The 24,020-nt window shown below is 34.5% G+C and carries 19 protein-coding genes and 2 tRNA genes; 20 read left to right on the top strand and 1 reads right to left on the bottom strand.

Annotated elements, in window-relative coordinates:
* Positions 1-132: 132 nt before the first annotated feature.
* From KQI85_RS05535 to KQI85_RS05565, 7 genes are all read left to right on the top strand, one after another.
* Positions 133-330, top strand: a complete 198-nt coding sequence (locus KQI85_RS05535) for a hypothetical protein (protein ID WP_216575101.1) — start codon at positions 133-135, stop codon at positions 328-330.
* Between the two features lie 330 nt (positions 331-660).
* A tRNA-Gln gene (locus KQI85_RS05540) sits at positions 661-733 on the top strand.
* Positions 734-836: 103 nt separating this feature from the next.
* Positions 837-922 (top strand) — tRNA-Ser (locus KQI85_RS05545).
* A 74-nt stretch (positions 923-996) separates the two neighbouring features.
* Positions 997-1,698: an acyl-[acyl-carrier-protein] thioesterase gene (locus KQI85_RS05550; protein WP_216575102.1), complete on the top strand. Its 702-nt coding sequence runs from the start codon at positions 997-999 to the stop codon at positions 1,696-1,698.
* 29 nt (positions 1,699-1,727) lie between these two features.
* Positions 1,728-2,573, top strand: coding sequence for a S1 RNA-binding domain-containing protein (locus KQI85_RS05555; RefSeq protein WP_216575103.1), 846 nt, complete (start codon positions 1,728-1,730; stop codon positions 2,571-2,573).
* The gene (locus tag KQI85_RS05560) at positions 2,573-2,947 is read left to right on the top strand and encodes a RidA family protein (RefSeq protein ID WP_216575104.1); all 375 of its coding nucleotides are present in this window, start codon (positions 2,573-2,575) and stop codon (positions 2,945-2,947) included. The genes KQI85_RS05555 and KQI85_RS05560 overlap by 1 nt, the downstream gene beginning before the upstream one ends.
* Before the next feature lie 163 nt (positions 2,948-3,110).
* Positions 3,111-4,121 carry a CPBP family intramembrane glutamic endopeptidase gene (locus KQI85_RS05565; protein WP_216575105.1) on the top strand — a complete coding sequence of 337 codons (1,011 nt, stop codon included), beginning with the start codon at positions 3,111-3,113 and terminating at the stop codon, positions 4,119-4,121.
* A 289-nt stretch (positions 4,122-4,410) separates the two neighbouring features.
* On the opposite strand, the gene KQI85_RS05570 is transcribed toward KQI85_RS05565, so the two are convergent.
* Positions 4,411-4,587, bottom strand: a complete 177-nt coding sequence (locus tag KQI85_RS05570; RefSeq protein ID WP_216575106.1) for a YjfB family protein — start codon at positions 4,585-4,587, stop codon at positions 4,411-4,413.
* A 165-nt stretch (positions 4,588-4,752) separates the two neighbouring features.
* Here KQI85_RS05570 and KQI85_RS05575 point away from each other — a divergent pair, with 165 nt between their 5' ends.
* The 13 genes from KQI85_RS05575 to guaA all read left to right on the top strand — a co-directional run bounded on the left by KQI85_RS05575 (position 4,753) and on the right by guaA (position 23,981).
* Positions 4,753-6,801 carry a zinc ribbon domain-containing protein gene (locus KQI85_RS05575; RefSeq protein WP_216575107.1) on the top strand — a complete coding sequence of 683 codons (2,049 nt, stop codon included), beginning with the start codon at positions 4,753-4,755 and terminating at the stop codon, positions 6,799-6,801.
* 143 nt (positions 6,802-6,944) lie between these two features.
* Positions 6,945-7,400 carry a hypothetical protein gene (locus KQI85_RS05580; protein ID WP_216575108.1) on the top strand — a complete coding sequence of 152 codons (456 nt, stop codon included), beginning with the start codon at positions 6,945-6,947 and terminating at the stop codon, positions 7,398-7,400.
* A gap of 122 nt (positions 7,401-7,522) precedes the next feature.
* Positions 7,523-8,413, top strand: coding sequence for a YitT family protein (locus KQI85_RS05585; RefSeq protein ID WP_216575109.1), 891 nt, complete (start codon positions 7,523-7,525; stop codon positions 8,411-8,413).
* Positions 8,414-8,586: 173 nt separating this feature from the next.
* Positions 8,587-9,699 (top strand): ABC transporter ATP-binding protein, encoded by a 1,113-nt coding sequence (locus KQI85_RS05590; protein ID WP_216575110.1) that lies wholly within the window; start codon positions 8,587-8,589, stop codon positions 9,697-9,699.
* A gap of 204 nt (positions 9,700-9,903) precedes the next feature.
* Positions 9,904-10,992 (top strand): CdaR family transcriptional regulator, encoded by a 1,089-nt coding sequence (locus KQI85_RS05595; RefSeq protein ID WP_216575111.1) that lies wholly within the window; start codon positions 9,904-9,906, stop codon positions 10,990-10,992.
* Between the two features lie 117 nt (positions 10,993-11,109).
* Entirely contained in the window at positions 11,110-11,811 is a 702-nt protein-coding gene (gene ftsE, locus KQI85_RS05600) for a cell division ATP-binding protein FtsE (RefSeq protein WP_216575112.1), read from the top strand.
* Positions 11,801-12,709 carry a permease-like cell division protein FtsX gene (ftsX, locus tag KQI85_RS05605; protein WP_216575113.1) on the top strand — a complete coding sequence of 303 codons (909 nt, stop codon included), beginning with the start codon at positions 11,801-11,803 and terminating at the stop codon, positions 12,707-12,709. The genes ftsE and ftsX overlap by 11 nt, the downstream gene beginning before the upstream one ends.
* 13 nt (positions 12,710-12,722) lie before the next feature.
* Complete coding sequence (locus KQI85_RS05610) at positions 12,723-13,964, top strand: murein hydrolase activator EnvC (protein ID WP_216575114.1); 1,242 nt, start codon at positions 12,723-12,725, stop codon at positions 13,962-13,964.
* 224 nt (positions 13,965-14,188) lie between these two features.
* Positions 14,189-15,415: a S41 family peptidase gene (locus tag KQI85_RS05615; protein ID WP_216575115.1), complete on the top strand. Its 1,227-nt coding sequence runs from the start codon at positions 14,189-14,191 to the stop codon at positions 15,413-15,415.
* A gap of 25 nt (positions 15,416-15,440) precedes the next feature.
* A complete protein-coding gene (locus tag KQI85_RS05620; RefSeq protein WP_216575116.1) occupies positions 15,441-16,703 on the top strand; it encodes a chloride channel protein in 1,263 nt (420 codons plus the stop codon).
* A gap of 445 nt (positions 16,704-17,148) precedes the next feature.
* A complete protein-coding gene (gene uvrB / locus KQI85_RS05625) occupies positions 17,149-19,131 on the top strand; it encodes an excinuclease ABC subunit UvrB (RefSeq protein ID WP_253293758.1) in 1,983 nt (660 codons plus the stop codon).
* 29 nt (positions 19,132-19,160) lie between these two features.
* The gene (uvrA, locus tag KQI85_RS05630; protein WP_216575117.1) at positions 19,161-22,001 is read left to right on the top strand and encodes an excinuclease ABC subunit UvrA; all 2,841 of its coding nucleotides are present in this window, start codon (positions 19,161-19,163) and stop codon (positions 21,999-22,001) included.
* Positions 22,002-22,451: 450 nt separating this feature from the next.
* On the top strand, positions 22,452-23,981 hold the full coding sequence (gene guaA / locus KQI85_RS05635) for a glutamine-hydrolyzing GMP synthase (protein ID WP_253293763.1): 1,530 nt from the start codon (positions 22,452-22,454) through the stop codon (positions 23,979-23,981).
* The last annotated feature ends 39 nt before the right edge of the window (positions 23,982-24,020 follow it).

The following is a 24,020-nucleotide window of genomic DNA, read 5'->3' on the forward strand; positions in this document are numbered from 1 at the left end:
TATGTAGAACTGTATTGATAGTATTAAGTTTGAAGTGATGTTTAACGATATAGACACAAATGAGATAATATAGTAAACGAGATAATATAGTAAACAAGATAATATAGTAAATAAGACAAGGGGTTTGGTAATATGGAACAGAATGTAAAAATACCTGATGGTTTTAATATGTATTATATGTCAGACTATGCATATATTGCGAATATAAGAGATGCAGAGATTATAACAGGAAACAGAAAAGATGATATACTTGAGAGATATCAGGAGTTTGTTAATATGCGAGATGAACATCCGGATTATTATTGTGAATTAGCATGTGGACTATTATAATGTGCTAAGATTCTATATATGCAAGGGTAGAAAGTACTTTAAAGGGTACTTTATTAAAGAGCATTAAAAGTGTTTTAAAGAGTATTTTATTAAAGAGCATTAAAATTGCTTTAAAGAGTACTTCATTAAAGAGCATTAAAATTGCTTTAAAGAGTACTTCATTAAAGAGTATTAAAATTGCTTTAAAGAGTACTTCATTAAAGAGTATTAAAATTGCTTTAAAGAGTACTTTATTAAAAGGTATTAAAAGGGTGTTAAAAGAATTTTTGAAAAAATGAAAAAAGTGCTTGCATTATTACACACATTAGTATATAATAGTCATTGTTGCGATGGGCTATAGCCAAACGGTAAGGCACTGGACTCTGACTCCAGCATTGTGCAGGTTCGAATCCTGCTAGCCCAGTTTATATTGTTATTTGAAAAACTTTAATTGTTAGTGTCGCTAATGATTAAAGATTTTTTTCTTTAAAGATATTTATTCATAGACAATCGAGTTTTTCTTATTTGGAGTGGTATCGAAGTGGCCGTAACGAGACTGATTCGAAATCAGTTGAACCGCAAGGTTCCGTGGGTTCGAATCCCACCCACTCCGTTTATCCAAGAGCAATTAATAGAAGAGAGATGTATGCTTATATAAGGATATATTTCAGGAAAAGAGGAAATGTAATGTATACGTTTAAGAGCCGTGTAAGATATAGTGAAGTAGACAGTAACTGTTTGATGAAATTATCATCAATAGTCAATTATATGCAAGATTGTAGTAATTTTCATTCACAGGACATAGGAATAACTGTTGATAGCATGAAGAAGGAAAAAAAGGCATGGTATCTTACATCGTGGCAGATAGAGATAATAAGAAGACCGGAATTATTTGAACATATAACTATAGGTACACTTGCTTATGGGTTTGACGCATTCTTTGGATATCGTAATTTTTTTATAAAAGATGAGAAAGATAATATTATTGTAAAAGCTAATTCTATATGGGTATATATGGATCTTAATACAATGAGACCATATAGGATAGATAATGAGACAGCACAGAGATTTGGTATAGAAGATAAGCTTGATATGAATTACGAATCAAGGAAGATAAAGAGACCGGAAGTGCTTGATAAGCGAGATGAGATTAGAGTTACATATGAACAGATAGATACTAACGGACATATGAATAATGAACAGTATATAAGTGTGGCATACAGCCAGATACCTTATGATACGCAGGTTAAGACTATAAGAGCAGAATATAAGATATCAGCAAAACTTGATGATATTATAGTTCCATATGTCGTTCATGAGAATGATGTATGGACAGTAGAACTTAGAAATTTGGAGAATAAACTTTATGCTATTGTACAGTTTTTATAAGAACAACAATAGGTAGAATCGGAGGAAATATGATAGAATTAGGAAAAATTCAGACACTTGAGATTGTAAAAGAAACTGAATTTGGTGTATACCTTGGAGATGGAATTAATCGTGAAGAGAGAATACTGCTTCCTAAGAAAAATGTAGAAAAAGGCAGTAAGATTGGTGATAAGATAGAAGTATTTGTATACAGGGATTCAGAGGACAGACTTATAGCAACAACTAAGCATCCGCTTATAACACTTGGTGAGACAGCAGTATTAAAAGTTACAGATACAGGTAAACTTGGAGCATTCTTAGATTGGGGACTTGAAAAAGATCTTTTTTTACCATTTAAGCAGCAGACAGTTAAGGCATATCCGGGTGAAGAATATATAGTTGCTTTATATATAGATAAATCAAACAGACTTTGTGCGACAATGAATGTATATGATTATCTTAATACAGATAGTCCATATAAGAAGGATGACAAAGTAGAAGGAATAATATATAATATAAACGATAGCTATGGAGCGTTTGTTGCCGTTGATGACAAATATAACGGAATGATATACAAGACAGAACTTACACCGGAGTTGAATGTTGGAGACAGACTTACACTTAGAGTAGTGAAAGTAAGAGAAGATGGTAAGCTTGAACTTAGTACAAGACAAAGAGCGTATCTTCAGATTGATGCAGATGCCGAGAAGATCCTAAAAGTTATTGATGAATATGATGGAATTCTCCCATTTACAGAGAAAGCTTCACCTGAGGCAGTAAAGCGAGTTTTTGGAATGTCAAAAGCAGCTTTTAAAAGAGCTATCGGCAGATTACTTAAAGAGGACAGAATAATTGTTCGTGAGAAATCAATAGTGAGAAAACAGGAGGACCAGTAATGAAAACAATAATCAGTACAGAAAAAGCACCAGGAGCAATCGGACCATATTCACAGGCAATAGAAGTTAATGGTCTTGTATTTACATCAGGAGTAATTCCAGTAGTACCAGAGACAGGAGTAATTCCTGAAGGAATTGAAGCACAGGCAGATCAGGCAATTAAGAATCTTGTTGAACTTGTTAAAGCTTCAGGTTCAACAGCAGAAAAAGTAATTAAGACAACAGTATTTATTAAGAACATGAATGATTTTGCTAAAGTTAATGAAATTTATGCAAAGTATTTTACAGAGAATTTCCCTGCACGTTCATGTGTTGAAGTTGCAAGACTTCCAAAAGATGTTTTAATCGAGATTGAAGCAATCGCAATGAAATAATAGATTAATAACATATATTATAACAGCACCGTTTCCAGACAGAGATAACAGACTCATGCTGGAAGCGGTGTATTAATATATAGACAAGGTTAATACTGAGTGTAAGAATTGTATATTATGGTGGTTGCTTACACTGGATACATTAATATGAGGAGATGAGAAGATGAATAAAACATCAAAAACAAATACATTATTTTTGTGTGTATTGCTTTTTTACATAGGTGGAAGTATACTTTTATCGTTACTATTTGGAACAATTTTTAAGACATCACTTCCAACATGGGCAGGTCTTATTATAAGCCAGATGCTTATATTTATTCCAATTATATGCTATCTAAAGATTAATAATGAAAAGATAAGTGAACTGATACCATATAAGCCACTTAATATAAGTAATATTCTTATATGTGTATTATTCGCAATTCTTATGCTTCCGGTAGTACTTTTTATAAATATGCTTTCAATGCTATTTGTGAAAAATGAGCTGCAGGAAACAGTTGGTTCTATATATAACTATCCATTTATATTGCAGGTACTTCTTTTGGCAGTATTGCCGGCAGTATTTGAAGAATTTGCATTTAGAGGAGTCTTTTTTCAAAGTTTTAGACGCAATAACATATTTGGCGCAGCTATACTAAGTGGAGTTATGTTTGGACTTATGCATCTTAATTTTAATCAGTTTGCTTATGCATTTGTGCTTGGTATTGTATTTGCATTTTTGGTTGAAGGAACAGGAAGCATGTTTTCATCTATGACAGCACATTTTATTATTAATATGAATTCAGTGATGTGGATGGCTATTCTTAAGATAGCACAGAAGTTTATGGCAGCGAATGCAGAATTGTTTAAAGATGGTATAACAAATGAACAGTTTCAAAGTGTGGCAGGTCAGGATATGAGTTCTGTAATAGACAGCTCAGTACAGATGTCAGATCTTCCGACAAGTGTTGTAATTATGTATCTTATACTTTTTTTTGCAATGGCGATAATATTTGGCGTACTTGCATTTATTGTATATAGATGGTTATGTATACGTAATGGAAGATGGGAGCATATAAAACAAGTTGTTAAGAATCATCCATTTAAGAAAAAAGAAGAAAACTTTATTAATATGCCACTTGTAATTGCTATAATTGTAAGTGTTGGATATATGATTTTGACAGAACTATTGTAACGCAAGGATTACTACAAAGTGAGATTATAACATAAGAATCAGATTAAAGACTTGGATTATTGTAGAATAAGAGTTACTTTATAAGCTAGAGCGTAAAACGCACTACCTTTAGGTGATAGGTAGTTCACAGCATATAAAAAGCCATCCTTAATATTGATATTATTTCCCTTAAGTAGACGAGGTAACTAACCAGAATCTATTTAGGGGGATTTTTATATCTAATATAGTAGGATGGCTTTTTGTAGGATGAATAATTTAAATGATTAGTATGCTTAGTTAATACGATTGTTTATACATATATATCAATATTTTGTCCAAGATTAGGTGTAACAGATTGTTCCATCATCTTAACCATGTTATCACCGGTTTCCTCAAGAGTGTCAAGTGATTTGCTTAGCATAAGAACACCGGCATCGTTGTTGACATTCTGAAGACTTATAGCCATTGAAAGAGCTGCAATATCCATAAAAAAACCTCCTTTGCAATATTGTAACATCTATTAAGTATATAATCGTACTGACAATTTAAAAACTTAATACTTTTTCGGACATTATTTGACTTTAAGTTTGACATATTTTTGACCTTGGTGTAGTATAAAAAGTATGATGAGGAAGAAAGAGAGGGAACAAAATTGAGAAGATTTTGTACACAGTGCGGAAGCGCTTTAGAAGAGGGTGCAAGATTTTGTTCATCATGTGGATGCAAAATTGAGTACAAAGAACAGAATATTAATGACAACAATGTTAATGACACCAACGTTAATGACAACAATGTTAATACTAATAATACGAATACAAACACAGCTAATGTAATGGAAAATCAATATTCTGGTATGGATAATACCAATAATAATGGTTTTACATTTAACACATTTGCAACTAATGAACAGTCACAGGATAATGTAGTTATCCATGAACCACAGCAGTTTAATCAGAGTCAGCCAGTATTTGGCCAGTCAGAACCACAGCAGTTTAATCAGAGTCAGCCGGTATTCGGCCAGTCAGAACCACAGCAGTTTAATCAGAATCAGCCAGTATTTGGTCAGTCAGAACCACAGCAGTTTAATCAGAGTCAGCCAGTATTCGGTCAGTCAGAACCACAGCAGTTTAATCAGAATCAGCCAGTATTTGGACAGCCAGAACCACAGCAGTTTAATCAGAGCCAGCCAGTATTTGGTCAGCCAGAATCACAGCAGTTTAATCAGAGCCAGCCAGTATTTGGTCAGCCAGAATCACAGCAGTTTAATCAGAGCCAGCCAGTATTCGGCCAGTCAGATTTACAGCAAAATGATCAGGAATATAACATAGAAGACAGCGATAGTATAACAGATGATACAAAGTCAAAAGATACTACAGAGTCAAAAGATACTACAGATGCTCAAAGTGATGTTGTAAGTCTTGAAAAGAGTGAAAGTCAGATACAGCCAGAGGATCAGGCTTTTGCATTTGGAAATACATCACAGTCAGATAACCAGACATCTGTATTTGGAAATACATCACAGTTTGATAACGTATCACCACAGTTTGGAAGTACATCACAGTTCGATAACGTATCACCACAGTTTGGAAGTACATCACAGTTCGACAATGTATCACCACAGTTTGGAAGTACATCACAGTTCGATAATGTATCACCACAGTTTGGAAGTACACCACAGTTTGACAACCAGGCACCACAGTTCGACAATAATACACAGTTTGACAACAATGCACAGTTTGGAAACCCTGCACCACAGTTTGACAACAATGCACAGTTTGGAAACCCTGCACCACAGTTCGACAACAATACACAGTTTGGAAACTCTGCACCACAGTTTGACAACAATACACAGTTTGGAAACCAGACATCACAGTTTGATAACAATGCACAGTTTGGAAACCAGACATCACAGTTTGATAACAATACACAGTTTGGAAACCAGACATCACAGTTTGATAACAATACACAGTTTGGAAACCCTGCACCACAGCTTGACAATAATACACAATTTGGAGGTCAGCCACAGCAGCAATCACAATTCGACAATAGTAATACTACAGATACAGCTAAAAAGAGTAAGAAGAAAAAGACAAAAGAAGCAAAGAAGCAAGCAAAAGCAGCAAAGCAACAGGCAAAAGCAACAAAACAGCAGAATGACGCACCTAAGAAAAAAGGAAAAGGTGGTGTAATAGCAGCAGTTGTTGTTATATTAGCACTTGTAGCAGCATTAGTTATTCTTCTTGTAAAACTTTTTACAGATGGTGGTTTTGATATAAATTCAATAACAGGTATATTTGGTGGTACATCAGGATATGAGAAGCCTTTTCAGCATATTTGTACAGCAATAGAAGAAGACGATGCATCAAAGCTTGAAGATGCATATCTTCCATCAACATGGGATGTATATGGTGTTACATCAGAAGATCTTTTAGAAGCATTAAAAGATGCATTCCTTGACTGTGGCGAAGTAAAAGACGTTACATATAAAGTAAGAAAATCAGAAGAACTAAAAGATAGTGATCTTGATGAAGTAAAAGATTATATTGACACATATTATGAGGAAGATGGAACAATAAAGAGTGCTTATGATGTTACAGTTAAGATAACTGTTAAAGGTTCAGATGATAAAGAGACAACTACTGATGAATATGTAGTTGTTAAAGTCAATGGTAAGTGGTATATCACAACTATGACAAGATAAAATGTAATAAATTACAAAAACAAAGAAGGATTTTTGTAATTTGTATAGTTTGTGTTAAAAATGAATAAAAGTATTCCGATAGACAAATAAAGTATGCTATACTAGTGACGAAATAGTATAGCAGTAAATACGGAGGGCGACATATGGAGAAGAAGATTGCAATTGTTGTTATTATATTAACTGTATTAACTGTCGGAATATTCAAAGCAGGAATGGTAGCCGGCGCAGCGACATCAGAAGCTGGAAGCAGTGGAGATCCGTTAATAACCAAGAGTTATCTTGATGAGAGACTTGCATCTCTTGGAGATACATCTTCTGGTGCATCAGGAACGAAGACATCAGCAGATTATAAGAAAGTTACATTGAATAAAGGCAGTGCATTATATGCAGATGCGGGAACAGAAGTAGTTCTCTATACAGGCAATGCCAAAGCTGTTTCTAACGGAGACGGAATTATCAATATAACAAAAGGAGAACTTACTGCTAATGGCATAAGTCTTGGTAAATACTGTTCATACCTTATACCAGCATCACAATCAGGAATTAGTGCAATTTCAGAATGTGTAGTGTTTGTAAAAGGTGGTTATACTATTAAATAAGAAGAAAGTTAAATAATTATTAGAAACTAACGTAGATATAGAACTTTCTGCATAATATTTTGATTAATATATTATGTAGAAAGTTCTTTGCGTTATTATCAAGTAATTGGAGGAAATTTATTATGAACGGTTTAGAACTTAACACAAACAGACCAGTATGGATTGACTATTTAATGATTATAATCGGAACTTTTATGATGGGATTTGCCATAAAAGTAATATATGATCCTATAAGTCTTGTAACAGGTGGGTTTACAGGTCTTGCAATAGTTGTAAAAGATGCTACACAAAGAGCGTTTGGAGGACATGGAATTCCACTGTGGGTTACTAACTACGGTCTTAATATTCCGATGTTTTTAGTTGCATATAAGATAAAAGGCAAGAAATTTATTGGAAGAACTTTTTTTGCAACAACAATGTTATCTTTAGCACTTATGGTAATTCCTGAGATACCAATACTTAGAGATGATTATGTGCTTGCATGTATATTTGGTGGTGTTATAACTGGAGCCGGTACAGGACTTGTATTCTTGGCAAGAGCGACAACAGGTGGAACAGATATGTTAGCAGCTATAATACAGACATTTTGTAAACATTATACAATAGCACAGATTATGCAGGTTGTAGATGGAGTAGTAGTAATAATCGGAGCATTTGTATTTGGACTTAACAAAGCACTCTATGCTGTAATTGCAATATATGTAGTAACACTTGTGTCAGATGGAATAATAGAAGGTCTTAAATTTTCTAAAGCAGCCTATATCATATCAGAACATTATGATGAAATTGCACAAAAAATCATGTCGGATCTTGAGAGAGGCGTAACAGGCATAAATGCGACAGGAATGTATTCAAATAATGCGAAAAAAATGTTGTTTTGTGTCGTTTCTAAGAAAGAAATGATACAAGTAAAAGAAATTGTAGCAAAAATCGACCCAAGTGCATTTGTAATTGTTAGTGATGTAAGAGAAGTCTTTGGAGAAGGTTTTATTGAATATAAACAGAAAAATTAAAATGTTTTGGTCACATTAGCTTATTATCGGCAAAAAAAAACATTCAATATACAAAATAAACAAAACCGCAAAAAATAATTTGTTAAATTGGAATATGGAATAGTTGCGGATTATAGTGTATTATAAAGGAAGTAAAAGCAAAGAAGAATATTGTATTCTAGGAGGAAAATAAAATGGCAAGTTTATCACTTAAAAATGTTTGTAAAGTTTATCCTAACGGTTTCGTAGCTGTTAAGGATTTTTGTCTTGAAATTGCTGATAAAGAATTCATCATTTTCGTTGGACCATCAGGTTGTGGTAAATCTACAACACTTCGTATGATCGCAGGCCTTGAAGAAATCAGTTCAGGTGAATTATGGATTGGCGACAAATTAGTTAATGACGTAGAACCAAAAGATAGAGATATCGCAATGGTATTCCAGAACTACGCATTATATCCACATATGTCAGTATATGACAATATGGCATTCGGTCTTAAATTAAGAAAAACTCCAAAGGCTGAAATTGACAAATTAGTTCATGAAGCAGCTAAGATTCTTGATATTGAACATTTATTAGATCGTAAACCAAAGGCTTTATCAGGTGGTCAGAGACAGCGAGTTGCTATGGGACGTGCTATCGTTCGTAATCCTAAAGTATTCCTTATGGATGAGCCTTTATCAAACCTTGATGCTAAATTACGTGTACAGATGCGTGTTGAGATTTCAAAATTACATGACAGATTACAGACAACTATCATCTACGTTACACATGACCAGACAGAAGCTATGACACTTGGTACAAGAATCGTAGTTATGAAAGATGGTATTGTACAGCAGGTTGATACACCACAGAACTTATATGACAGACCAACTAACTTATTCGTTGCTGGATTCATGGGATCACCTCAGATGAACTTACTTGATGCAAAAGTAACAAAAGATGGTTCAGATGTTAAATTAACATTTGGTGAACATACAATCAAAGTTCCAGAAGGAAAAGCTAAAAGACTTATTGACGGTGGTTATGTTGATAAGACAGTTGTATTCGGTATCCGTCCAGAAGATGTTCATGACGAACAGAGCTTCATCGAAGCTTCAAGAGACAGCATCATCGATACAACAGTTAAAGTATACGAATTATTAGGTGCTGAAGTATTATTATACTTCGATGTTGACCAGTATACATTAACAGCTAGAGTTAACCCTCGTACAACAGCTCGTCCTGGTGATAAAGTAAGATTTGCATTAGATCTTAACAAGATGCATATCTTTGATAAAGAAACAGAAAAAGTTATCTGCAACTAATATCTAGAATATTAATATTGATATACTTACATAGGGAATCCCTTTTGGGATTCCCTTTTTGAATTCTAGAATCTTTGGCTCTAGAATCTTTTGACTTTTTTTAGTATTTCCTCTTTATTTTTTGTCAGATTTGCTATATTATTAATACATAGTGGCAGATTGTGTATATATGTCTGCTTAAGTTTAAATAAAGGAGTGAAAATAATGATATCAAACCAGATTCTTCAAAATACATTAGAGGGGTTAAAAGCAATTACCAGAATAGATTTGTGTATCATGGATACAGAAGGTAAGGTTCTTGCATCAACGTTCACAGATGCTGAACAGTATGAACAGGCGGTAATTACATTCGTAGGCTCACCAGCAGACAGTCAGGTTATTCAGGGATACCAGTTCTTTAAAGTCTTTGACGAACATCAGTTAGAATATGTATTATTAGCTAATGGCGGTGGCGAAGACGTATATATGATAGGAAAGCTTGCTACATTCCAGATACAGAATCTTTTAGTAGCATATAAGGAGAGATTTGATAAAGACAACTTCATTAAGAATCTTCTTCTTGATAATCTATTATTAGTTGATATATATAATCGTGCAAAGAAACTTCATATCGATACAGAAGTAAAGAGAGTTGTATATATTATAGAGACAAAGCATGAGAAAGATAATAATGCACTTGAGACAGTAAGAACTATCTTTGCAGGCAAGACAAAGGATTTTATAACTGCTGTTGATGAGAAGAATATTATTCTTGTGAAGGAATTAAAGCCAGGTGAAGGATATGAAGAACTTGACAAGACAGCAAAAGTAATTCTTGATATGCTTAACACAGAAGCTATGAGCAGCGCACATATTGCTTATGGAACAATTGTTAATGAGATAAAAGAAGTATCACGTTCATACAAAGAAGCAAAGATGGCACTTGATGTAGGTAAGATATTCTACAGTGACAAGAATATTGTTGCATATAGTAATCTTGGAATTGGACGTCTTATATATCAGTTACCAATACCACTTTGCAAGATGTTTATCAAAGAGATCTTTGATGGTAAGTCACCTGATGATCTTGATGAAGAGACATTATCAACAATCAATAAGTTCTTTGAGAACAGCCTTAATGTATCAGAGACATCAAGACAGCTCTACATTCATCGAAATACTCTTGTATACAGACTTGATAAACTTCAAAAGAGTACAGGCCTTGATCTTAGAGTATTTGAAGATGCAATCACATTTAAGATCGCACTTATGGTTGTAAAATATATGAAATATATGGAAACATTTGAATACTAATAATAAAATATAATTAATAAAATATAATTCAAAGGTTAAATAACGGTTGTGATTGTACGAAAAAACATATACATGGAGTAATGTAACTTTATATACAAACACAAATAGGAGGCTGTTTTGATTACATTAGAGAACGTCAGTAAAACTTATTCTACAGGCTCTCCTGCACTTAATAATATTAATCTTAAGATAGAAAGCGGGGAGTTTGTATTTATAGTAGGAAATAGTGGTTCGGGAAAGTCTACTTTAATAAAACTTCTGTTAAAGGAACTTGAACCGACATCAGGTAAGATTTATGTTAATAACCGTTATATTAATAAATTATCCAGAAAGAAACTTCCTATGTTAAGAAGAGACATAGGAGTTGTATTTCAGGACTTTAGATTGCTTAATGACAGAAATGTATATGACAACATAGCTTTTGCAATGAAAGTTGTCGAAGCACCACAGAGACAGATTAGAAGTAAAGTTCTTGCAATGTTGTCAATGGTTGGGCTTCTCGATAAGTATCGTTCATTTCCAAAACAGATGTCAGGAGGAGAGCAACAAAGAGTTGCTCTTGCAAGGGCACTTGTTAATGAACCTAAGATACTTCTTGCAGATGAACCTACAGGTAACCTTGATCCGGATAATGCCTGGGAGATTATGAAATTGCTTGAAGAGATTAATAATAAGGGAACTACAGTAGTTGTAGTAACACATAATCTGGAGATAGTAAAATATATGAAGAAAAGAGTCATAACCATACAGGACGGCAATATTATATCAGATGAAGATATGCGTGAAGACGTGCATGGGGGTGATGAAGATGAAGATTAGATCTTTCGGATACTGTGCTAAGCAAGGTGTCAGAAATATATATAGGAACCGTTCATTTTCACTTGCTTCAGTGGCTACTATGACAGCATGCATATTTATATTTGGTCTATTCTATTCAATAATTCTTAATGTCAGCCATATGGTAGCTACAGTTGAGAATACAGTATGCGTTGTTGTATTTTTTGAACCTGATGCCTCAGAAGAAAAGATAGAAGAGATTGGAAGAATCATATCTGAGAGAGCAGAAGTTGCTTCTGTGCATTATACTTCGGCAGAAGAAGCATGGGAGAATTATAAGGAAAAATATTTTGAAAAAAATCCAGAACTTGCAGACGGATTTGCACAAGACAATCCACTTGCTAATTCGGCATCATATGAGATATATCTTAATGATGTATCCATGCAGAATGTACTTGTAAACTTCCTTGAAGGACTTGATGGAATACGACAGGTTAATCATTCTGATATAACTGCAGCAGGACTTGAACAGTTTGGAAGAATGGTTGCACTTATCTCTGCTGTTATAATTCTCATATTATTTGCAGTAGCAATATTCTTAATTAATAATACTGTAGCAACTGGTGTTACTGTAAGAAAAGAAGAAATTGGTATTATGAAACTTATTGGAGCGACAGATGCATTTGTAAAAGCACCTTTTATTGTTGAAGGTATTATAATCGGTGTAATTGGTGCAATTATACCACTACTTGTAATAAGATATTTTTACAATAGGGTGGTTATATATATAACGACACAATTTTCATTACTTCAGGGTGTTGTGACATTTCTTCCGGTAGAGCAGGTATTTAAGACACTTCTTCCAGTTGGAATTATGCTGGGACTTGGTGTCGGTCTTATAGGAAGTCTTATGTCACTTAGAAAACATATTAGGGTATAAGGAAGATGATATAATGAAAAAAAGAACCTATAGACATGTATCAAAGTTAGTTGCAGTAACGTTGCTCGTGGGGCTTGTAACTGTTCCGGTAAAAGCAGATAATACTATTCAGGGCGAGAAGGACAAGCTTACAGAACTTAATAATAGCTATGATGATACACAGAATCTGATTAATGAGCTGGCTGATAAAGCAGCAGATGCTGTAGCCTATATAACAGAACTTGATACACAGATACAGAATCTTAATGATAATATAACAGAGCTTAATGAAGCTATTTCAACAAAAGAAGGCGAGATTGAAGTAACTAAGCAGAATCTTGAAAGCGCAAAAGAAGATGAAGCAAATCAGTATGATTCGATGAAGAAGAGAATACAGTATATGTATGAGAATGGTAATACATCTTATATAGAGATTATTTTTTCATCAGGAAGTATAGAAGAGATGCTTAATCAGGCTGAATATTTCTCTGATATAACAACTTATGACAGAGAGATGTTACAGAAGCTTCAGGATACAAGGGATTATATTGCAAGTTGTGAAGTTGCATTAAATGATGAAAAAGCAGAGCTTGAGAATACAAAATCACAGCTTGAAGAGCAGGAAGCAGCAGTTGAACTTGCACTTGATGCTAAGAATGAGGAACTTGCTAAGATACAGACAGATGAAGAACAGGCAAAAGCACTTTCAGAACAGTTGCAAAGTTCAATAGATGAGCAGGAAAATCTTATTAAAGAGCTTGAAGAAGCTGAGAGAAAACGTCTTGAAGAGGAAGAACGTAAGAGAAAAGAACAGGAACGACTTGCTGCACTTAATAAGCAGAACCAGAGTACATCAACCAATTATAGTGCAGATCATTATGATGGAGGAATATTCTCATGGCCAATTCCTGCATCAACAAGGATAACATCAGATTATGGAGTATATGAGTCAGTTAGAAATAATGTTGCACATAATGGTGTTGATATAGGTGCTCCAACTGGTACGCCTATTCTTGCTGCATATAGTGGAACTGTCGTTATATCACGATATAGTGCGACAGCAGGTAATTATGTAATGATAGCTCATGGAGACGGATTATATAGTGTATATATGCATGCATCAAAACTATTAGTAGAAGAAGGCGATAAAGTAACAACGGGACAGCAGATAGCACTTGTTGGAAGTACTGGTAATTCAACAGGACCACATCTTCACTTTGGCGTGCGTGTCAATGGTTCATATGTTAATCCATGGCAGTATGTAAGTCTGCCATAAAGAGACGATGATATACTAAGATGATATTATATAAGTAAAAAGTACAAGTTGTTTTGATATAAAAATAATATTTAAGTAAGAATATTTAGTAAAATAAGTATATAATATAAAAGGCTTTTGCAAAGAAGTAACAGCTGCAAAAGCCTTTAGTTTATGCGATAAATAAGCTTTTCGATTACATAAACTAAAGGCTGTAATAGCTATAGTATGGAGGAATAAGTATAATGGATGAAAAGAAGAATGGAGGCAAATTCCTAAAGGGTTTTCTTGCAGGAATTGCCGGAACACTTGTAGTATGTATAGTTGCTGTATCGGTTTTATCATTTAATGGATATTCGCTTACACAGCAGACTGTAACAGGAGACAGAAATAATACTAATGGTACATTAAAGACAGGGCTTACAGCTGATATGCTTAAAAAGATGACATATATCAATAGTATAGTTGACAAGTATTATCTTTTTGACAAGTCAGAAGAAGATGTTGCTAATGGAATATATGCCGGAATGATGGCAGGACTTGGAGATCCTTATTCTGTATATTATACAGAAGACCAATATAATAGTCTTATGGAATCATCAAGTGGTGTATTCTGTGGAATCGGTGTTGTAGTTCAGGCAAATGTGACAACAGGCATTATAAGCGTTGTAAGAGCTATGCCTGGAACACCTGGTGAAGAAGCAGGTTTTATAAGTGGTGACATAATATATGCTGTTGATGGAACTGAAGTTACAGGAATGGATCTTTCTAATGTTGTTGCACTTATAAAAGGTGAAGAAGGAACAGAAGTTACTGTTACTATATATAGAGATAATGAGAAGATGGATTTTACTCTTAAGAGAGCAAAGATAGAAGTGCCAACAGTTGAATATAAGATGATGGATAATAATATTGGTTATATTCAGGTAACAGAATTTGATGATATTACAGTTGAACAGTATAAGACAGCACTTGAAGATCTTACTAATCAGGGAATGGAAGGACTTATTGTAGACCTTAGAGATAATCCTGGTGGATTATTAAGCTCTGTATGCAGTATGCTTGATGAGATGCTGCCAGAAGGTCTTATTGTATATACAGAAGATAAAGATGGCAATAGAGAAGAAGAAAAATCAGATGCAGAACATCAATTTACTAAACCACTTGCAGTTCTTATTAATGGTAATAGTGCCAGCGCATCAGAGATATATGCAGGTGCAATCAAAGATTATGGTACAGGAACACTTATTGGTACTCAGTCATTTGGTAAAGGCATTGTTCAAAGAATTATAGAGCTTGGAGATGGTTCTGCTATAAAACTTACTATTTCTAATTATTTTACACCTAAAGGAAACAATATTCACAAGATAGGAATTACACCGGATATAGTTGTTGAAGCTAATGCAGATACACCAGAAGATGAACAGCTTGATAAGGCTGTTGAAGTAATAACAGAAAAACTTGGTAAGTAATTAATTAGAAAGCAGGTAGACAAAAGTGAATGACACGGCAAAAAAAACAGTTGGAGGAATTAGAAGATATTTATTTACATTTATAAAATGGACTTTTTTATCCATTGTTATAGGTGCAATCTGTGGATGTATAGGTACAATTTTTCATATATGTGTGGAAAAAGCAACTGAGATAAGAACGGACAATTCATGGATTATATTTTTATTGCCATTTGCAGGCCTTTTTATAGTATTTTTATATACTAAGACAAAACAGGAGAATGATAAGGGAACGAATCTTGTTATTGAATCAGTGCGTTCAGCAGAGAAAATACCTGCTATTATGGCACCTCTTATATTCATAGCAACATTCCTTACACATCTGTTTGGAGGATCAGCAGGACGAGAAGGAGCAGCACTTCAGATTGGTGGAAGCGTTGCCGCAACAATCGGACGTGCATGCAAGATGAAAGAAGATGATATAAGAGTTATAACAATGTGTGGAATGAGTGCGATGTTTGCTGCACTTTTTGGAACTCCACTTACAGCTACAGTTTTTGCAATGGAAGTAATAAGTGTTGGTGTAATATATTATACTGCACTTGTTCCATGTTCATTTGCGGCAGTTGTTGGTACACTTGTGTCTAAAAAGTTTGGAATTACACCGGTAGCATATACAATAGTAAATTATCCGTCTATTAATACTAAGACGATAATAAGTGTTGTGCTGCTTGCACTTTTGTGCGCACTTGTCAGTATTGTATTCTGTATAACTATGGCTTATACAGGTAAGATGTATAAGAAGTATATACCAAATCAGTACTTAAGAGCAGCAGTTGGTGGCGTTATTGTAGTAATTCTTACTATTATGGTTGGAACACATGATTATAATGGTGCTGGAATGAATATAGTTGAGAAAGCTATTAATGGCAAGGCTGCTAATATGGCATTTATTATGAAGATTATATTTACGGCAGTTACTCTTGGAGCCGGTTTTAGAGGTGGAGAGATTGTTCCGACATTTTTTATTGGAGCAACTTTCGGATGCGTAGTTGGACCATTAATCGGATTAGATCCAGGTTTTGCAGCAGCTATAGGAATTGTTGCGATGTTCTGTAGTGTAGTCAATTGTCCACTTGCATCTATGATTCTTGGAATAGAATTATTCTCATCTTCAGATGTTGTATTATTTGCAATTGCATGTGCAGTAAGTTATATGATGTCTGGATATTATGGACTTTACAGTAGTCAGAAGATTATGTATTCAAAGTTAGCACCTAACTTTATTAACAGAAATGCAAAACATTAGTGCTAATATAATGATAACAGAAACGCAAAACATTAGTACCAATATAAACGTAATATAATGATAATACAGGTGTAATATAACGACAATAAAAATGCAATATAATGATGATGTAGGCGTAATATAATGATAATATAGATGTAATATAATGAAAAGCTGATATATATGAGTTACTATACAAAGTTACAAAGTATATATCAGTTTTTTTATAGATTAAAAAGAACAAATGTTTGCAAAACATGCTATTGTGTGCTATACTTGTCTAAGAATAGTTGAGGAATGTGCAATATAAGATGCAGATTGGTAGATACAGATACGTAGATGCAGATATGTATGCAGATACGTAGATACAGAGTATATCTAATTATGTATATTGCATGAACCAAATGTATAATCTAGGTGAAAGGAAAGCTGTTTGGATGTATGAGTTTGGGCAGTGAGGTTAATTATGGCAGAGTTTAAATTAGTATCAGAATATCAGCCTACAGGAGATCAGCCTAAGGCAATAGAAGAACTTGTAAAAGGATTTGAAGAAGGCAATCAGTTTGAGACGCTTCTTGGTGTTACCGGTTCAGGTAAGACATTTACAATGGCGAATGTTATACAGCGACTTAAGAAGCCAACACTTATTATTGCACATAATAAGACTCTTGCGGCACAGCTTTATGGAGAGTTTAAGGAGTTTTTTCCGGAGAATGCAGTTGAATATTTTGTATCATATTATGATTATTATCAACCGGAAGCATACGTTCCTTCTACAGATACTTATATAGAGAAGGATTCTTCAATTAATGATGAGATAGATAAGTTGAGACATTCAGCAACAGCGGCACTTTCTGAGCGTGATGATGTGATAATAATATCAAGTGTATCATGTATATATGGTCTTGGTGATCCTATTGATTATCATAATATGGTTATATCACTTAGACCGGGTATGGAAAAAGACAGAGATGAAGTTATTAATAAATTGATTGATATACAGTATACAAGAAATGATATGGATTTTAAAAGAGGTTCTTTTAGAGTAAGAGGTGATGTCGTTGAGATATTCCCGGCATATTCGGATCAGATAGCATATAGGGTTGAATTTTTTGGAGATGAAGTAGACAGAATAACAGAGATAGATGGTCTTACAGGAGAGATTAAGGCAGAGCTTAATCATATATCGATATTTCCTGCATCGCATTATGTTGTTCCAAAGGAGAAGATTAATAGAGCTGCTGAGTCTATCAAGGCAGAACTTGAAGAACGAGTTATGTTTTTTAAGAGTGAAGACAAACTTCTTGAAGCACAGAGAATTGCAGAAAGAACGAATTTTGATATAGAGATGCTTAAAGAGACAGGATTTTGTTCAGGAATTGAGAATTATACAATGCATCTGTCTGGGAGAGAGCCAGGTTCTCCACCTTGTACTCTTATAGATTATTTTCCTGATGATTTTCTTATAATTGTTGATGAATCACATATTACAATTCCGCAGATAAGAGGGATGTATGCAGGAGATCAGTCTCGTAAGTCAACGCTTGTTGATTATGGTTTTCGTCTTCCGTCAGCCAAAGATAACAGACCACTTAATTTTTCTGAATTTGAAGATAAGATTAATCAGATGCTATTCGTATCTGCGACACCTTCTGAATATGAACAGACACATGAACTTCTTAGAACAGAACAGCTTATAAGACCTACTGGACTTCTTGATCCTGAGATATCAGTGCGACCTGTTGCAGGGCAGATTGATGATCTTGTAAGTGAAGTTAATAAGGAGACTGCAAAAGGTAATAAAGTTCTTATCACAACGCTTACTAAGAGAATGGCAGAGGATCTTACCGATTATATGCGTGAGATTGGAATAAGAGTGAAATATCTTCATTCAGATATTGATACACTTGAACGTTCTGAGATTATAAGAGATATGCGACTTAATGTGTTCGATGTCTTAGTTGGAATTAATCTTCTTAGGGAAGGTCTTGATATTCCTGAGATTACATTAGTTGCTATACTTGATGCTGATAAGGAAGGTTTTTTACGTTCTGAGACTTCACTTATTCAGACTATCGGCAGAGCAGCCCGTAATGCAGATGGACATGTAATTATGTATGCTGATAATATAACGGATTCTATGAAGAATGCTATTAATGAGACGAATCGAAGAAGAGCAATACAGGAAGAATATAATGAGGTACATGGTATTACACCTACAACAATCAAGAAGGCTGTAAGGGATCTTATAAGCATTTCTCATGCGGTTGAGGATAGAAAACCGGAAGAATTCAAAGATCCGGAGTCAATGAGTGAAAAAGAACTTGCAAAACTTATATCTGAGACTAATAAGAAGATGCACAAAGCGGCAGCAGAACTTAATTTTGAAGCGGCAGCATTATATAGGGATCAGCTTATTGAACTTAAGAAATGTCAGAACCAGAGATAGAGTTAGATTAACAGGACAGGAGAATTGATATGGCAAAGAAAAATTATAGACAGTTTATTAAGATACGAGGTGCTAATGAGCATAATTTAAAGAATATTAATGTGGATATTCCAAGAGATGAATTTGTTGTTCTTACAGGACTTAGTGGTTCTGGTAAGTCATCACTTGCTTTTGATACAATATATGCAGAAGGTCAGAGAAGATATATGGAATCACTTTCTTCATATGCGAGACAGTTCCTTGGACAGATGGAGAAGCCTAATGTTGAGAGTATAGAAGGGTTGTCACCTGCAATCTCAATAGATCAGAAATCAACTAATCGTAATCCCCGTTCAACTGTTGGAACAGTTACAGAGATATATGATTATTTTCGACTTTTATATGCCAGAATAGGTATACCACATTGTCCAAAGTGTGGTCGTGAGATTAAGAAGCAGACAGTTGATCAGATGGTTGATGCTATTATGGCATTTCCGGAGAGAACAAAGATTATGTTGCTTGCACCTGTTGTGAGAGGAAGAAAAGGAGAGCATCAGAAGTTACTTGATAATGCCAGACGCAGTGGCTATGTGCGTGTTATAATTGATGGTAATCAATATGAACTTTCTGAAGACATTAAGCTTGATAAGAATATAAAACATAATATAGAGATTGTTGTAGATAGAATATCAGTAAGAGAAGGAATAGAAAAGAGACTTGCAGATTCTATTGAGACTATTATGAAGTTGTCGGAAGGGCTTATGATAGTGCAGGTTGTAGACGGAGAGACTTATACTTTTAGCCAAAGTTTTTCGTGTCCAGACTGTGGTATCAGTATTGAAGAAGTAGAACCAAGAAGTTTTTCTTTTAACAATCCATTCGGTGCATGTCCTGTATGTTATGGGCTTGGATATAAGATGGAATTTGATATAGATCTTATGATACCTGATGATTCATTAAGTATCGATAAAGGTGCGATTGCAGTTCTTGGATGGCAGTCAGCAACAGAAGAATCAAGTTATACAAGAGCTATTCTTAATGCACTTTCTAAAGAATATAATTTTAGTCTGTCAACACCTTTTAGAAACTATCCTGATAATATAAAAGATATTCTTATCAATGGAACAGGTGGTAAGAGTGTAAAAGTATATTATAAAGGTCAGCGTGGTGAAGGAATATATGATGTTGCATTTGAAGGTCTTATTAAGAATGTTGAGAGAAGATACAGAGAGACAGGATCTGATGCAACTAAGCAAGAGTATGAGACTTTTATGAGAATAACACCATGTAAAGAGTGTAGAGGACAGCGACTTAAGAAAGAGTCACTTGCAGTAACAATTGGTGATAAGAATATATATGAAGCAACAGCTATGTCGATTATAAAACTTAAGAATTTTATTGATGAGTTAGAACTTACAGATGTTCAGATGCAGATTGGCGAGCAGATATTAAAAGAGATTAAGGCAAGACTTGGATTCCTTGTAGATGTAGGTCTTGATTATCTGACACTTGCAAGAGCTACAGGAACATTATCAGGTGGTGAAGCACAGAGAATCAGACTTGCAACGCAGATTGGCTCCGGACTTGTTGGTGTTGCTTATATTCTTGATGAACCAAGTATAGGTCTTCATCAAAGAGATAATGATAAGCTTCTTAATACACTTATTCATCTTAGAGATCTTGGTAATACACTTATAGTAGTTGAGCATGATGAAGATACTATGAGAGCAGCAGATTATATTGTTGATATTGGACCTGGTGCCGGTGAACATGGTGGTGAGGTTGTTGCAGTTGGAACAGCAGAACAGATTATGAAGAATAAGAAGTCTATTACAGGTGCTTATCTAAGTGGAAGAATTAAGATTCCGGTACCAAAAGAGAGAAGAAAGCCAACAGGATATATAACTGTTAAAGGTGCAAGAGAGAATAATCTTAAGAATATAGATGTTGATTTTCCACTTGGAATTATGACTTGTGTAACAGGTGTATCAGGTTCTGGAAAAAGTTCACTTGTTAATGAGATTCTCTATAAGAAACTGGCAAAAGTACTTAATAGAGCAAGAACTATACCGGGAGAACATGATGAGATTGTTGGAATTGAGAATCTTGATAAAGTTATAGATATTGATCAGTCACCAATAGGAAGAACACCACGTTCTAATCCGGCAACTTATACAGGAGTATTTGATCAGATAAGAGAGTTGTTTGCACAGACACCTGATGCAAAAGCAAGAGGATATCAAAAAGGCAGATTTAGCTTCAATGTAAAAGGTGGACGATGTGAAGCATGTTCAGGTGATGGTATTCTTAAGATAGAGATGCATTTTTTACCTGATGTATATGTTCCTTGTGAAGTATGTCATGGCAAGAGATATAATAGAGAGACGCTTGAAGTTAAGTATAAGGGTAAGAGCATATATGATGTTCTTAATATGACAGTTGAAGAAGCAGTTGATTTCTTCGAGAATGTACCAACAATTAAGAGAAAAATAGAGACACTTAAAGATGTCGGATTATCATATATAAGACTTGGACAGCCTTCAACAGAGTTGTCAGGTGGTGAAGCACAGAGAATTAAGCTTGCAACTGAACTTAGTAAGAGAAGTACAGGAAAGACGATATATATACTTGATGAACCTACAACAGGATTACATTTTGCAGATGTGCATAAGCTTGTGGAGATTCTGCGAAAGTTGTCAGATGGTGGCAATACAGTTGTTGTAATTGAACATAATCTTGATGTAATAAAAGCAGCAGACTATATTATTGATATTGGACCTGAAGGCGGCGATGGTGGTGGAACAGTTATTGCAACCGGAACACCAGAAGAGATTGCGAAGTGTCCTAAGTCATATACTGGTAAGTATGTTAAAAAATATCTTGATAAATAAGATATAGATAAAATATAGTTATAGTATATTTTGAAACATTAGTATGCGGGTAAAAGACATATAGATGTGCAGAGTGGTGTAAGTATATTTGGATATATATTTGTAAAGTAGGAGTTAAGCGAACGGTTAAGAACTTAATTTAAGTAATATTTTAAATATAAGCAAAGAATAAGTAAAAATGATTATTTATTAACAATACTTATAAGTAAAAACTTGTTTTATTATTAGAAATTATTAGTTGGCTTTTTCTCTTAGTTAGTGTAAGATATAAGATAAGAAGTTGTTATTTGGATATGATAATTAATATAGAAGAATAACACACATAAGAAATACAAAAATTTAGGAAAGGAAAAGCTATTCTGACATATAGAATATTAATTATATTATGTTCTTTGTCAGGCATATGCATACAGCGTATGTTTTATAGCAGGAATACTCGTGGAAAAAGAAATGGTAATAGTACTTGACTTTGGTGGTCAGTATAATCAGCTTATAGCAAGACGTGTGCGTGAGTGTAATGTTTACTGTGAAGTATTACCACATACAACAAGTCTTGATAAGATTAAGGAAATGAATCCGAAAGGAATTATTTTTACTGGCGGTCCTGCAAGTGTATATAAAGAGGACTCACCAACTTATGACAAGGCAATATTTGAGATTGGAGTACCTATTCTTGGAATATGTTATGGTTCACAGCTTATGGCACATAAGCTTGGCGGTGAAGTTGCAACAGCACCAGTAAGTGAGTATGGAAAAACTGAGGTTGAAGTTGATACAACTTCAAAGTTATTTGAGAATGTATCTGCTAAGACTATTGCATGGATGAGCCATACAGATTATATTGCTAAGGCACCGGCTGAATTTAAAGTAACAGCACATACACCTGTATGTCCTGTGGCAGCAATGGAATGTGCCGAGAAGAAACTGTATGCAGTGCAGTTCCATCCTGAAGTTATGCATACACAGGAAGGCAGCAAGATGTTATATAACTTCCTGTTTAATGTATGTGAATGTTTGGGAGACTGGAAGATGGATTCTTTTGTTGAGACATCTATTAAGGCACTTAGAGAGAAGATTGGTGATGGTAAGGTTCTATGTGCATTATCAGGTGGTGTAGATTCATCTGTAGCAGCAGTTCTTTTATCAAAAGCAGTTGGTAAGCAGCTTACATGTGTATTCGTTGACCATGGTCTTCTTCGTAAAAATGAAGGCGATGAAGTAGAGGCTGTATTCGGTCCTAATGGTCCTTATGATCTTAACTTTATAAGAGTTAATGCACAGGAGAGATTCTATGAGAAACTTGCCGGAGTTACTGAACCAGAACAGAAACGTAAGATTATAGGTGAAGAATTCATACGAGTATTTGAAGAAGAAGCTAAGAAGATTGGTGCGGTTGATTATCTTGTTCAGGGAACAATATATCCAGATGTTATTGAATCTGGTCTTGGCAAATCTGCAGTAATTAAGTCACATCACAATGTTGGAGGACTTCCTGATTATGTTGATTTTAAGGAGATTGTTGAACCACTTCGCAACCTCTTTAAAGATGAAGTACGAAAAGCAGGTCTTGAGCTTGGAATTCCGGAATATCTTGTATTCCGTCAGCCATTCCCAGGTCCAGGACTTGGTATCAGAATCATTGGTGAAGTTACAGCTGAGAAAGTAAAAATAGTTCAGGATGCTGATGCTATCTATCGTGAAGAGATTGCAAAAGCAGGAGTTGATAAGAATCTTGGACAGTACTTTGCAGCACTTACTAATATGCGTTCTGTAGGTTGTATGGGTGATGAGAGAACTTATGATTATGCTATTGCATTAAGAGCAGTAACAACAAGTGATTTTATGACAGCAGAGAGCGCAGAACTTCCATGGGAAGTGCTTGGTAAAGTAACATCAAGAATTGTAAATGAAGTAAAAGGTGTAAATAGAGTAATGTATGATTGCACTGGTAAACCACCGGCTACTATTGAGTTTGAATAATTTTCAAAAGCTCGCAAAGCCTAGTAAAATGGGCATTTG

Source organism: Falcatimonas sp. MSJ-15 (assembly GCF_018918265.1).
Lineage (GTDB): Bacteria > Bacillota > Clostridia > Lachnospirales > Lachnospiraceae > Falcatimonas.

Bases quoted from the DNA above. Each gene is read 5' to 3' on its own strand.
- guaA (WP_253293763.1), top strand. From the start codon at position 22,452: ATGGTAATAGTACTTGACTTTGGTGGTCAGTATAATCAGCTTATAGCA.
- KQI85_RS05590 (WP_216575110.1), top strand. From the start codon at position 8,587: ATGGCAAGTTTATCACTTAAAAATGTTTGTAAAGTTTATCCTAACGGT.
- uvrB (WP_253293758.1), top strand. From the start codon at position 17,149: ATGGCAGAGTTTAAATTAGTATCAGAATATCAGCCTACAGGAGATCAG.
- KQI85_RS05580 (WP_216575108.1), top strand. From the start codon at position 6,945: ATGGAGAAGAAGATTGCAATTGTTGTTATTATATTAACTGTATTAACT.
- KQI85_RS05535 (WP_216575101.1), top strand. From the start codon at position 133: ATGGAACAGAATGTAAAAATACCTGATGGTTTTAATATGTATTATATG.
- KQI85_RS05565 (WP_216575105.1), top strand. From the start codon at position 3,111: ATGAATAAAACATCAAAAACAAATACATTATTTTTGTGTGTATTGCTT.
- KQI85_RS05610 (WP_216575114.1), top strand. From the start codon at position 12,723: ATGAAAAAAAGAACCTATAGACATGTATCAAAGTTAGTTGCAGTAACG.
- KQI85_RS05570 (WP_216575106.1), bottom strand. From the start codon at position 4,587: ATGGATATTGCAGCTCTTTCAATGGCTATAAGTCTTCAGAATGTCAAC.
- KQI85_RS05595 (WP_216575111.1), top strand. From the start codon at position 9,904: ATGATATCAAACCAGATTCTTCAAAATACATTAGAGGGGTTAAAAGCA.
- KQI85_RS05615 (WP_216575115.1), top strand. From the start codon at position 14,189: ATGGATGAAAAGAAGAATGGAGGCAAATTCCTAAAGGGTTTTCTTGCA.
- KQI85_RS05555 (WP_216575103.1), top strand. From the start codon at position 1,728: ATGATAGAATTAGGAAAAATTCAGACACTTGAGATTGTAAAAGAAACT.
- uvrA (WP_216575117.1), top strand. From the start codon at position 19,161: ATGGCAAAGAAAAATTATAGACAGTTTATTAAGATACGAGGTGCTAAT.
- ftsX (WP_216575113.1), top strand. From the start codon at position 11,801: ATGAAGATTAGATCTTTCGGATACTGTGCTAAGCAAGGTGTCAGAAAT.
- KQI85_RS05560 (WP_216575104.1), top strand. From the start codon at position 2,573: ATGAAAACAATAATCAGTACAGAAAAAGCACCAGGAGCAATCGGACCA.
- KQI85_RS05550 (WP_216575102.1), top strand. From the start codon at position 997: ATGTATACGTTTAAGAGCCGTGTAAGATATAGTGAAGTAGACAGTAAC.
- KQI85_RS05585 (WP_216575109.1), top strand. From the start codon at position 7,523: ATGAACGGTTTAGAACTTAACACAAACAGACCAGTATGGATTGACTAT.